Below are 11228 nucleotides of genomic sequence, written 5' to 3' on the forward strand. Positions count from 1 at the left end.
CCGGAAAACGCGTCAAGGCTGCCTTCCGTCCGCAATCCCTGCCGTTTCCTTTCGCCGCTCCCCGAGAAACCCGTCCAGAAGCAGCAGGGCGACGCCGACGCAGATGGCCGCATCGGCGAGGTTGAAGCTCGGCCAGTGCCAGCCGGCGTAATAGAAATCGAGAAAGTCGGTCACGCCCCCGTGCCGCAGCCGGTCCACGACGTTGCTGATCGCGCCGCCGGCAACGAGGCCAAGAGCGACTCCGACCCAGGCCCGCTCCGCGCGGGCCATCCACACGCACAGCATGGCTACAACCGCGAGGGCGACGGCCACGAGCGCCCACCGGCCGGCCTCGCCGAAACCGGCGAAGAGGCCGAAGCTCACGCCCGTGTTGCGGTGGAAGGTCAGGTTGAAAAACGGGACTATCGGTATCGTCCGGGGCGGCTGCATCACCACCTCGGCGATCCACCACTTGGTGCCCTGGTCGAGCGCGAAGGCAGAGGCAAGGGCCAGGAGGCCCACACGAAAAGGGTGGTGAGGACTGCGGAACACGCGGCACTCCGGTCGTTGGCTAAACAAGCAAACGTTCAAACACCCGTTTTGATCTTTTTGCAAGGAGGGGCTTGGTATGCCACCACCACGTTGCACTTTGGCGCCGTCGCGGCGGGGAGTGTCACCGGCCAGCCCTTCGTGCGCAGCAGCACATGCAGATGCCGGTAGCCGTAGCGCACCCGTACCGCCGCCAGGTCACGCAGCCGCAGGCGCAGCTCGGCCTGCGGGTCCCGCCGCAAGCGGTATCGATGCAATGACCTCCGGAAGCCCGTCGCTGAACACGCCCGCCGCTCGCCTATGCCGTAGGCGCCCAGCAGATGGCGCACCACGTCGCGGCGCACGATGGGCCTCACCACTTTCGGCGTAGAACATCCTGCAGCATCGTCTTATCGAGCGTCAGGTCGGCGACCAGCCGCTTGAGCTTCGCGTTCTCCTCCTCGAGGTGCTTCAGCCGTCGGATCTCGACCACACCCATCCCGGCGAACTGCTTCTTCCACCGGTGGAACGTCGGCTGGATCATGGCACCCTCCTCCAGGGATTAAAGTGCCCAAAAAAATTGCGCCCCGGGCGGACCAGTTCTCCGGGTCAGGACCAGTGGCTCGTTCAAGCGCTTGGCCAGTTCAAGCTAAACTTGGTGTCCACCAAATCGGCAGAAGGCCAAGAAGGCGGGCCAACAGCAGGTGGCTAATCCGCGCTCTGACGCCTGATTCGATTCTTTGCAACCCGCGGAGACTTGATACCCCGTTCATCAACTCAATGTCCTCCGTCGGCTCCCTCGCACTGCTGACGCTCAAAGAGATTGTAGGATGACCGCCGCTACCGATCGTCAAGCGCCGGACGGGCGACGCACGCTCTGGATTGTGCTGCTGCTGAATGTCGCCATCGCGGCGGGCTTCTTCGGCACCGGACTGTTCGCGGACTCCAGCGCCCTAATTGCCAACGGCGTGGATAATCTGTCGGACACGGCAGTATACGCGCTGAGCCTTATCGCGCTGACCCACGGGCAGACCTGGAAGACCCGAGCCGCCACTGCGTCCGGGGTCATGCTGCTGATCTTCGCCGGTGGCATTCTGATCGACGTCGGCCGCCGTTACATCCAGGGCAGTGAGCCAATTGGGCCGACGATGATGGTGATGTCGGCAATCGCCGGCGTCGTAAACTACATTTGTCTCCGGCTGCTCCAGCGGCTGAAGCAGAAGGACGTGAACCTTCGTGCCGCCACCACCTTCAGCTTCAACGACTTCATCTCCAACGGCGGCATCCTGGTCGCTGGCGTGCTGGTGCTGTGGCTGGGCAGCAACTGGCCCGACCTACTGGTCGGACTCGCGACCGCCATCATCGCGATTAAGGGCGGTATCGAGATACTGCGCGACGCGCGCGCTGAAACCAAGAGCGACGAAGGCAAGACATCAACCGGCTCTGGCGCCTAGTTGTCTGGTTGCGAGACGTCCTTGGCGGCTTCAACGATGAGGCGTGCCTTGGCGATGTCAGCCGGGCCTGCCCGGCCCTCAGGCTTGGCCCCGACGAGCTTGCGTCGCGCTTTGAGGCGCTCGGCGACGAGCTGGTCGAGCGTCTTGCCGTTGAGCACGCGCTGGCGGCGGGCGTTGTAGGCGGCATTGAAGCCGCGGAGCAGTTGCTCGAGCTGGACGTGCGACCAGATGGTGATGTGTTGATTGCCACTGAGAGCTGACCCGGGGTTGCCACGAGGATCTGACCCGGGTTGTGGGGATGCGGGGTTCTCGGATTCTGTCAGGTGGGCTGTGGCTTCCTTTCACGATGGGCCTGGGTTGCGGAGCTGTTCCTGAAGCGGAAGCTGTCGTTGCCGGTCTCCAGGATGTGGCAGTGGTGGGTGAGCCGATCGAGGAGCGCCGTCGTCATCTTGGCATCACCGAAGATCGCCGCCCACTCACTGAAACTGAGATTGGTGGTGATGACGACACTGGTCTGCTCGTAGAGCTTGCTGAGAAGGTGAAACAGCAAGGCACCGCCCGAGGCGCTGAACGGCAGATATCCAAGTTCGTCGAGGATCAGCAGGTCGGTATGGAGCAGGCGGGCGGCAATCTGACCTGTCCTTCCGGCGGCTTTCTCCTGCTCGAGGGCGTTGACCAGTTCCACCGTGGAGTAGAACCGCACCCGCTTGCGGTGATGCTCGACCGCCTGGACGCCAAGCGCGGTGGCGACGTGCGTTTTTCCGGTGCCTGGCCCGCCGACCAGCACGATGTTGTCGGCTTTCTCCATGAAAGCACCGGCATGCAGTTGGCGCACCAGGGCTTCGTTGATCTGGCTGCTGGCAAAGTCAAAGCCCGTCAGGTCCTTGTAGGTCGGGAACCGTGCGGCCTTGAGCTGGTAGGCGATGGAGCGGACCTCCCGCTCGGCCATCTCGGCCTTCAGCAACTGCGACAGAACCGGGATCGCGCTCTGAAAGGCGGGCGCGCCCTGCTCGGTGAGCTCAGCCGCGGCCTGCGCCATGCCGTGCATCTTGAGGCTGCGCAGCATGATGGTGACGGCGGCAGCCGCCGGGTCATGACGCATGGCGGCCTCCATTTCTCAGACGCAGGCTGTCATAGCGGGCGACGTTGGCCTTGGGCTCCTGCGCCAGCACCAGGGCCTGGGGCGCTTCGATCGGCGGGACCTGGGAGGCTGTCCCGTCGGTCAGCCGGTGCAGCAGGTTCAGGATGTGGGTCTTGGTCGACACACCGGCCTGCAGCGCCATCTCCACGGCAACCAGTACAGCCTGCTCGTCGTGCTGCAGCACCAGGGACAGGATCTCCACCATCTCCCGGTCACCACCCGACCTGCCGTGCAGTTGGCGCTGAAGTTGCCGGAATGCCTCTGGCAGCTCGGCGAAGGGCGCGCCGTTGCGTAGGGCACCGGGCTTTCGCTGGACCACGGCCAGATAGTGGCGCCAATCATAGACCGTCCGGCCCTGCCCATGCGATCGCTCAATGATCCGCTGGTGCTCGCAAAGCACGGCTCCCTCGGCGACGATCACGATGCGCTCGGGATAGATCCGCAGGCTGACCGGACGATTGGCGAAGGAGGCGGGCACGCTGTAGCGGTTGCGGTCGAAGTGCACGAGGCAGGTTGGCGAGACCCGCTTGGTCTCATCCACGAAGCCGTCGAAGACCCGTCTGACCGGCATCAGGCAGTCCACCTCCTGCCGCCAGACCGCGGCGACGCTGCCGGGTTCGGCGCCGTGCGGGATCTCCTCCCACAAGGCGAAGCATCGTTGCTCCAGCCAGGCATTCAGCGCCTCCAGGCTGGCGACCTGCGGCATGGGCTGCCACAGCCGGTGCCGGGTGTCCTGAACGTTTTTCTCGACCTGACCCTTCTCCCAGCCCGATGCCGGATTGCAGAACTCGGGCTCGAACAAATAGTGGCTCGCCATGGCCAGGAAGCGGGCATTGACCTGCCGCTCGCGGCTCGGACCGATCCGGTCCACGGCGGTGCGCATGTTGTCGTAGATGCCGCGCTGCGGCACGCCACCCAGCACGCGAAAGCCGTGGTTGTGGGCGTCGAACAGCATCTCGTGCGTCTGCAGGAGGTAGGCCCGCACCAGGAAAGCCCGGCTATGGCAAAGCTTGAGGTGGGCGACCTGCAGCTTGGTGCGCTCGCCGCCGATGACGGCATGCTCCTCGCTCCAGTCGAACTGAAACGCCTCGCCCGGGCCGAAGGCCAGCGGCACGAAGACGCCGCGGCCGGCGGTCTGCTGCAGGCGCTGCCAGTCGTCCCGCCAGGCGTGCACAAAGGCAGCGACCCGCCGGTACGAGCCATCATAGCCGAGCCCGGCCAGCTCCGCGTGGAACTGCCGCGCCGTGCGTTTCTGTTTGCGCGGCCTGCGGGCATCCGTCCGCAGCCAAGCCGCCAGCCGCTCGGCGAAGGGATCGAGCTTGCTGGGGCGATCGGGCGTCCTGAAAACAGGCTCCACCGCCTCGGACCGCAGGTACTTGCGGATGGTGTTCCGCGACAGGCCGGTCCGGCGAGCGATCGCCCGGATCGACTGGTGCTGCCGGAAATGCCAGCGCCGGATAACGCTCAACAACGCCATGTCCAACACTCCCGCTGCCCCCGCCCAAAGGGCCGAGGCTAGCGTCCGAACATGGGTCAACTCTCAGTGGCAACTTCACCCCAAACCGGGTCAGTTCTCAGCGGCAATCAACAGATTTGCGGACGGACGGTCGGTCCATCTAGGCGGACAACTCCATGGCGACCAACAGGCAGGGCGCCGCCGCCATCGCCGCGTCGAGCCGGTCGAGCACGTCGCCGTGGCCGGGGATGAGGCGCGAGCTGTCCTTCACCTCAGCGCGGCGCTTAGGGGCCGGCTCTCCTAAGCTCAGAACCTATTAAGGTCTCACGTCCGAACCAACTGGGCGAACACATTTCAGGACCGCTTGATGCTATTGCCGCTTCCGTCGCCAGCCGTCCCAATCGATGTCTTCGCTTTCGAGGACGGTCAGCGCTCCATCGTCGATGATGGCATCGAGAAAGAGCACCAAATGCAGCGCCGACGACCGCGCACTCGGAACGATGAGGCTGTCGAAGCCGAGGAATCGCGCCGCCGCTGCCAGGGCCTGTGTTGGCCCGTAGTCAAAGCTCGCATAGCGCGCCGCCTCCACACCGAGCGGCGCCAGCGCAGCGACATCCGAAAAGCGCAGGGACCGCTCGGTCCGCGCGCCAATCCGATGGACCTGATGCTGCACCTTGCTGGGCCAGACTGGTTCCAGCGAGAGCCTGTAGCCAATCTCCGTCAGCGCGCCGTCGCGTGCGAGGCTCGTGTAGAGGACTTCGAACTCGCCAGCAGGGCTCCAGCGGCCTTCCGCCGTTGAGCCGCGAAGCGGATCACGGCCCCGCGACGTGACTCTCCAGACATCGCCTGCAAAGGCCTCTGGCTCCATGGCTTCGAGGGCATCAAGGATGACCCGATCATGGCGCCGGTTCGTCATGGTCAGGTGTAGGTCCCGTCACCGAGGCTTTCGATCACGGCCAGGACGAGATCGGTCAGACCGTCATGGATGAGGTCGATCGCACGTGCGCCGTCCATCATCGGATGCTTGGCGTACAGCCAGATCCGGGTTTCTTCCGGCGTATAGAAATCGGCAAGGCGATCCACGACATACTTCAGGTCGGAGATGACGAGCTGCGTCTTTGGATGGGGAGAGGCCTTGCCGGCCGCCCAGCGAGAGACGGTCGCTTGGGAGACCTCCGTGATGTTGGCTAGATCGGTTCCCTTGAGCCCGCCGCGCGTGCGGAGGTCATCAACGATCCTGGCGACTGCGCCGCTCACCGCCGCCCGCCCATAATTGATACGAGTTCGCACGTATCTTCCTGCCTGCCGCGGAAGGCTGGAGCCCTGGAGCGCGAGACATCGGTGCCGACAGCCTCAGCTTCATGAAGGCCGCCGAGCGCGTCCCGGAAGCGGATGAGACGGGTCTTGGACTCGCCGACCAGCTTTTGCACTTGCTCGTCGCCGAACTTCAGCTTGGCTGCCTGTCTGGCGGATCGAACGGCGGGGTCGAGCATGCGAAGCAGGAAATGCTCGGCGCGCCGCGCCTCCGGCAGTCGGTCGAGTTCTGCGATCTGGCGGAAGCGCTGCGTGATGAAGTGTGATTGCGGGCTCTCAGCCATGTCGTCGAGTCCTGATGGGCAGCACGACGTGTCGTTGCACGCGAAGCGCGACTTCGTACCGCGGACCGCGAAGAATGCCTCCGCTTGTTTCTCCGAAAGATGGCGATCGAGATCAGCCACGTAGATCCGGGCACCGAGGCCGCCGCCCTTGCCCTCCTGAGGAAGCTTGCGCCAATCAGCAGCATTGAAGCTCTCGCTCAGCGCAATGCCATGGCAGATGCCGCCCGCAGTGCCGAAAGCCAGTGTCGAGAGGCCAGCAAACCCGCCTGCCATGTCAATCACGATAGGTCGGCCAACCGCATGCAGGTGCCTTGCGGTTTCGAGAAGGTGGCGTGTGCCAGCGCCGGTGGCCTTTGCACCAAAGCCCGAGGCGCGGAGCCAGAGGTTTTGGAACGGTAAATCTGCGACGCCGTCGAGAAGGACCGATCGCAGCTGCGGGTCCTTCAGGGCGGCGGTCGTGGTAATTATCTGATAGTCTATGGCGATAGACTTGCCGCCGGCGCGATCGAGCTCCCGACGGAGCCGAACGCATCCATCGAGGTCTACGGTGTGCCAGGGTGCCACATCCGACTCGACCAAGTGGGTCGGGGCGAGAACTGTAGTGCCGCCGTTCGCGACGGCGAACTCGGCCATTTGCTTGAAGAAGTCCGCGTTGCGCTCCCTGCCGAAATCGTCAGGTGTCCAGGGACGTTCAGCATTTCCCCAAGGCAACTTGGCCACGGCCGTCGCGAAGCGGCCAGGCGCAGCCGTCTCGGCAAAGTTCAGATCGATAACGATCTCAGAGCCACGCGCCTTGAGTGCCTGAAGCAGGCTTTGCTGGCGCCGAATGTGTGCCGCATCGAAAACAAAGCGCTGATACGGCATGCGATTCGCCGCAACCATGGCCTCAAGCCGGTGCTGGCCGGTATGTCCCACCCGGAGAAAGGGAGCGAGCGGGGAGGGCCGCGCATGGAGCAGGTGAATGTTGTTGGCGGTCATGGCCGAGCCTCCGCGCAAGAACCGAGCACTCATCGTTCGGCTTTCACAGGATAGGAATTGTGAAAGACAAATGCAAGAGACCGACCGGGTGCGCAAGACCTGGCTCGCCTGCGCCCTCGGCCACAAAGCCTGGCGCGACGTACGCAGCGTGCCCTACCAGCCTGCTACAGCTGCTCGAGGCGCTTGCCCTGGCCAAGGGCGATGGCCGCTACGCCCGCATGCTGAAGGGCTTGGCGCGGGTGCAGGTCCTGCTCCTAGACGACTGGGGTCAGACGCCGCTGACCCCTGGGGCGCCCGGACCTGCTGGAGGTCATCGACGACTGCCACGGCCGCGTTGCCACCGTCGTTACCAGACGTCAAATCCCCTCGACTTTCAGCCGAACCTCAAGCTCTTCCACAAAGGAGGATCGGCCGAGCCGGCGAACACGACCGTATCGATCAATGGTCCAGCCTGAATAAAGCATGTGGACGGCGTCGCGCGCGCGGGTCAGGCCGACGTAAAAAAGGCGACGGCTCTCGCTTAGCTCGGCCTCGCTCTCCTTCGCCCACGGCATCGCACCCATGTCCATGCCGACCATGAACACAACGTCGTACTCGCAACCTTTGGCAGAGTGCAGGGTCAGCATGTTGACGTGCTGAGGCGACCCGTCGCGCCCGCCGAGGCTTGATAGGTCGAGGTCCACCAGCCTGCCCTCGGGTGCAAACGCCACGCCCATGCGACGAACCTGCTCGCGCTGGTCGGCTAGGCTCGGCTCGGCGGCCGAAAGCGGATCGACCAGTTCAGCCCGGATTGCTGCGACGAACGGGGCTGCAGGAGTGTCGTCGCCGCGATGCCTGAACAGAAACTCGGTGACCACGCGGGCGGCTCGGCGTTCCTCTATCTCGCTAACACGGCCCGACCGGAAGCCGGTCCAGCGCTGGATAAGACCGGTAAGCTGCGGCCGGCCCCGACGCCAGCCGCCCGAGCACCATGCGGCGCAGTCCTCGATCCAGCTCGTAAGCCCAACCTTCTTGTATGGTGCAGCGTTATCGACCCGGATGTAATCGAAGCCGGCCGCGGCGAGCGCGTCCGCGAACAGGTCACCTACAGGCGCTGCCCGATAGAGGATGGCGATATCACCCAGAGTGCGCCCCGGCTTTTCGGCCAACGCTTCAGGGATTAAGTTGTCGACGACATGCGCCGCCTGATCTTTGAGTCCGCCCGGTCGCTCGACGAAGGCGACCACGGCTTGGCGCGCGGGGTCGTGTGGGCGATAGCCGCGCGCCTCCCCAAGCGCGAGCTCTGAGGCACGAATGATCTGACCGGCCGAACGATAGTTGAGCTGGAGCCGAACGCACTCGACGTCGTCGCGCTGGCCGAGTTCGAGCAGCAAGCCGCCGTCCGCGCCGGTAAACCCGTACACTGACTGATCCGCATCACCGACTGCGAACAGGCGGACTCCGCCATCGAAGGCGAGCCGATGGATAATCCGGTGCAGCGGGAGCCCGAGGTCCTGATACTCGTCGACTGCTAGGATAGGCCACCGAGCGGCGATGACTGGCAGCACCCAGTCGTTGTCGTTGACGAGACGATTGCCCTGGATGACTAGATCGTCGAAGTCGACCAGCCCCGCATCCCGCAGCGCGCGCTCGTAGCCGATCGTGATGCGCGCCAGATCAGGGTCTGCCATCCAATCGGGCAGGTCCCGGTCGAGATGGACGCGGCGGTACTTACCCATGTGATGGAGCCGATAGGGTTGGTTGATCCCAAGCAGGTTTTCGGCAACCCGTGTGAACGTTGTCTCAATCTGCCGCGTGGTCGCCACAGTGATGGGGTCCGGCACCTCGATTCCGGCAAAGCGGGCGTAAGGCATGAGCAGATGCCGGAGACAGAAGCCATGCACGGTGCCGATGAAGAGGTTGGGCGCGTCGCGTAGGCCAAGCGCTTCGAGGCGGCGGCCGAGTTCGCGCGCGCACTCCTGGCTGTAGGTGATGCAAGCAACGCCTCGCGGCGCGCGCACATCTTCCGCCAGCATCCGCGCGAGCTTCAGGACTAGCGTCTTCGTCTTGCCACTTCCCGGACCCGCGAGCACGACGCAATGGCCGCATGAGTTGTAGGCCGCCTGCTGGCCGGCGTTGCCCTCCAGGTCGCCGACATGCCGGAGATAGGCGGCGCTGCTTTCACGCGACGGCATCGCGAACACGCTCCAGCGCGTTACGGATGTAGGTCGGGCACCTCGCGGCAGTGACGTGCGCTGCGAGACGCTGCGCAAAGCGCCCCTTGCCAACCCGCTCGATCAGCTTGATCAGCCGATCGGCATCGAGGGACGCTGGGTCAACGACCCAGCCATTCAACACCGTTCGCGTTGCAGGGCGAAGCGGTAGCTCATCACTCAGAATGCGGGTCATAGCGTGTCCCATGCCCGCGACGAATAACTCGGGCTCGAGCGTCCCGGTGTTGAGGAAAACGCCATGCCGCTCGCCGCGCCGAAAGACCGCCGCATCGGCTAAGTCAGCGTAGACTGGACCCGGTTCGACAATTTCCAAAATATTGACCAAGCGCCGAAGTGCGAGCGGTGTGCCTGCGTCAGTTGGGTCGAGATCGGTCAGGATGACATGAGGGATCGACAAGCCAGCCGATCCCAGCAGCTTCACATAGGGGGTGAAGTTGGTCCCGGCGACTGAGCACACTGAGATGCCGAGCCGGTCGAGGTGGATGTCGAGCGCCTCGGCAAAGGCAGGGACGAGGAATCGCTCGGCATCGCCTTCAACCAGGATAACGCCTCGCGCGAAGAACATCTCGCCGCGCGTTACGTCGATGTACCGCTGCAGGTCGGCCTCGTCGGCCGCGGTGAGCGGCGCGGTCGCAGTCGATACGCCGATTGTCTGATCGGCCGCGCCATCTCGGCGGAGCAGCACGATCGAGCGGATTGGTGCCACGCTGGCTATATGCGGTGAATGCGTCGTCAAAATCGTCGTCAGCCGCGACGGGGCTGCTTCCGCGTAATTGCCATCGGGTTCGTTCTCGTCGCCGCCGCTTTCTGGTTCGGTCAAAAAGTGTCTAAATACGAGGCGTTGCACCTGCGGATGGAGATGCGCCTCGGGCTCCTCCACCGCCAAAAAGGTGTGGTCGCGCTCGCCTTCTTCGACGAGCTGATCGAGTTCAAGGCTCTTCAAGGCCAGGAAGATTAGGTTGGCCGTGCCCAGGCTTGCGTCGGCGACGCCTCGCGCGCCGTCGTCGATCAGCAGCTGCAGCGCCCGAAGCAGCGCGTCAATGCGTGTCGGCGCCAGCCCGAGCGCGATCGAGGTCGCATGCGCCGGCCCGACTATCGCCTCCAGCCGATCGCTGATTGTGCGAGCCACGGCGTCGACCTCGTCGAGCCGCGTCAGCGCCTCCTGCGCCGAGTTGACGGCGGTCTCGACCGAGTCCCGGTCATCATCGTCGAGCGCCGCTGTCAGCCTCTCGATCATGGGGCGTAGCGGTGAGCGTCGCCACGTCGCCAGATCCTTCTCCGCGTCGCGCAGGGCGCCCAGCACGTCGAGCGGCAGCATGCGTCGGAGGCCCGAGCGGATCGCGTTGTCGGGGTCCGTTCCCCCAAACACCAGATACTCGTAGTCGGCCAGGCTCGCCGGTTCCCCGGCGAGGCTCGCTTTGGGCTGAAACCGATATGTCAGTCGCGAAATCATCGGCGGCCCCGGATCGACGATGCAGTCGCCCAGATGCGCCAACAACCGGGCATCGGCATCAAAGTCAGTCAGGTCGACTGAGATCTCGATTGTTGCGCCCAACTTTTCGTCGCCGAGGCCATCCCAGAAGTGCTCCAGCCCGAGCTGGCGGTCGCGCTCGGAAAGGCCGGGGTCAAGAATGAGCTGAAGGGCGAACAGCAGGTTGCTCTTACCGACCTTATTCTCGCCGACGATGACGAGGTTCTCGCCAGTGTCGACCTCGAATTGGCCGAAGTTTGCGAAATTGCTGATTTTGATCTTGGAAATTCGCATGGTGAAACGAGCCTAGGTGATACCTCGAACGCTGGCTAGTACTACTGTGTCACATAATGGTGACGCTGAGTGAGGCGGTGGCAGCAGGGACATCGCGGCATGCTGCGGGCAAGTTC

The 11228-nt window shown here is 64.3% G+C and carries 12 protein-coding genes and 1 pseudogene; 3 read left to right on the forward strand and 10 right to left on the reverse strand.

From position 1 onward, the window contains the following. Nucleotides 1-12 precede the first annotated feature (12 nt). Together lspA and J3S20_RS28940 are read right to left on the reverse strand one after the other, a co-directional pair. Nucleotides 13-501: a signal peptidase II gene (gene lspA / locus J3S20_RS28935; RefSeq protein ID WP_216840405.1), complete on the reverse strand. Its 489-nt coding sequence runs from the start codon at nt 499-501 to the stop codon at nt 13-15. Nucleotides 502-653: 152 nt separating this feature from the next. Further along, nucleotides 654-1045, reverse strand: a pseudogene (locus J3S20_RS28940) (transposase); the annotation flags it as partial. 292 nt (nt 1046-1337) lie between these two features. Here J3S20_RS28940 and J3S20_RS28945 point away from each other — a divergent pair. Then, nucleotides 1338-1961 (forward strand): cation diffusion facilitator family transporter, encoded by a 624-nt coding sequence (locus J3S20_RS28945; protein ID WP_216840406.1) that lies wholly within the window; start codon nt 1338-1340, stop codon nt 1959-1961. 8 nt (nt 1962-1969) lie between these two features. Then, the gene (locus tag J3S20_RS28950; protein WP_216840407.1) at nt 1970-2221 is read left to right on the forward strand and encodes a hypothetical protein; all 252 of its coding nucleotides are present in this window, start codon (nt 1970-1972) and stop codon (nt 2219-2221) included. A 59-nt stretch (nt 2222-2280) separates the two neighbouring features. Here J3S20_RS28950 and istB read toward each other — a convergent pair whose 3' ends face one another. The 6 genes from istB to J3S20_RS28980 form a co-directional block, all read right to left on the reverse strand. After that, entirely contained in the window at nt 2281-3063 is a 783-nt protein-coding gene (gene istB / locus J3S20_RS28955; RefSeq protein ID WP_216840418.1) for an IS21-like element helper ATPase IstB, read from the reverse strand. Further along, entirely contained in the window at nt 3053-4579 is a 1527-nt protein-coding gene (gene istA, locus J3S20_RS28960; protein ID WP_216840408.1) for an IS21 family transposase, read from the reverse strand. The genes istB and istA overlap by 11 nt, the downstream gene beginning before the upstream one ends. A gap of 139 nt (nt 4580-4718) precedes the next feature. Beyond that, the gene (locus J3S20_RS28965; protein ID WP_216840419.1) at nt 4719-4868 is read right to left on the reverse strand and encodes a phosphatidate cytidylyltransferase; all 150 of its coding nucleotides are present in this window, start codon (nt 4866-4868) and stop codon (nt 4719-4721) included. 60 nt (nt 4869-4928) lie between these two features. Beyond that, nucleotides 4929-5474 (reverse strand): RES family NAD+ phosphorylase, encoded by a 546-nt coding sequence (locus J3S20_RS28970; RefSeq protein WP_216840409.1) that lies wholly within the window; start codon nt 5472-5474, stop codon nt 4929-4931. 2 nt (nt 5475-5476) lie between these two features. Continuing rightward, complete coding sequence (locus J3S20_RS28975) at nt 5477-5815, reverse strand: helix-turn-helix domain-containing protein (RefSeq protein ID WP_216840410.1); 339 nt, start codon at nt 5813-5815, stop codon at nt 5477-5479. Continuing rightward, nucleotides 5812-7134, reverse strand: a complete 1323-nt coding sequence (locus J3S20_RS28980; protein ID WP_216840411.1) for a hypothetical protein — start codon at nt 7132-7134, stop codon at nt 5812-5814. The genes J3S20_RS28975 and J3S20_RS28980 overlap by 4 nt, the downstream gene beginning before the upstream one ends. A gap of 59 nt (nt 7135-7193) precedes the next feature. Here J3S20_RS28980 and J3S20_RS31340 point away from each other — a divergent pair, with 59 nt between their 5' ends. Continuing rightward, nucleotides 7194-7589, forward strand: coding sequence for an ATP-binding protein (locus J3S20_RS31340; RefSeq protein ID WP_216840412.1), 396 nt, complete (start codon nt 7194-7196; stop codon nt 7587-7589). Here J3S20_RS31340 and J3S20_RS28990 read toward each other — a convergent pair. Both J3S20_RS28990 and J3S20_RS28995 read right to left on the reverse strand, forming a co-directional pair. After that, the gene (locus tag J3S20_RS28990) at nt 7491-9308 is read right to left on the reverse strand and encodes an ATP-dependent helicase (protein ID WP_216840420.1); all 1818 of its coding nucleotides are present in this window, start codon (nt 9306-9308) and stop codon (nt 7491-7493) included. The two genes, J3S20_RS31340 and J3S20_RS28990, sit on opposite strands and share 99 nt — an antisense overlap. After that, complete coding sequence (locus J3S20_RS28995; protein ID WP_216840413.1) at nt 9295-11112, reverse strand: ATP-dependent nuclease; 1818 nt, start codon at nt 11110-11112, stop codon at nt 9295-9297. The genes J3S20_RS28990 and J3S20_RS28995 overlap by 14 nt, the downstream gene beginning before the upstream one ends. Nucleotides 11113-11228: the final 116 nt, after the last annotated feature.

This window comes from Falsiroseomonas tokyonensis (assembly GCF_019024325.1).
Lineage (GTDB): Bacteria > Pseudomonadota > Alphaproteobacteria > Acetobacterales > Acetobacteraceae > Falsiroseomonas > Falsiroseomonas tokyonensis.

Coding starts and splice junctions, on each gene's coding strand:
- J3S20_RS28995 (WP_216840413.1), bottom strand. CDS start 11,112: ATGCGAATTTCCAAGATCAAAATCAGCAATTTCGCAAACTTCGGCCAA.
- J3S20_RS28970 (WP_216840409.1), bottom strand. CDS start 5,474: ATGACGAACCGGCGCCATGATCGGGTCATCCTTGATGCCCTCGAAGCC.
- istA (WP_216840408.1), bottom strand. CDS start 4,579: ATGGCGTTGTTGAGCGTTATCCGGCGCTGGCATTTCCGGCAGCACCAG.
- J3S20_RS28980 (WP_216840411.1), bottom strand. CDS start 7,134: ATGACCGCCAACAACATTCACCTGCTCCATGCGCGGCCCTCCCCGCTC.
- J3S20_RS28945 (WP_216840406.1), top strand. CDS start 1,338: ATGACCGCCGCTACCGATCGTCAAGCGCCGGACGGGCGACGCACGCTC.
- J3S20_RS28990 (WP_216840420.1), bottom strand. CDS start 9,308: ATGCCGTCGCGTGAAAGCAGCGCCGCCTATCTCCGGCATGTCGGCGAC.
- istB (WP_216840418.1), bottom strand. CDS start 3,063: ATGCGTCATGACCCGGCGGCTGCCGCCGTCACCATCATGCTGCGCAGC.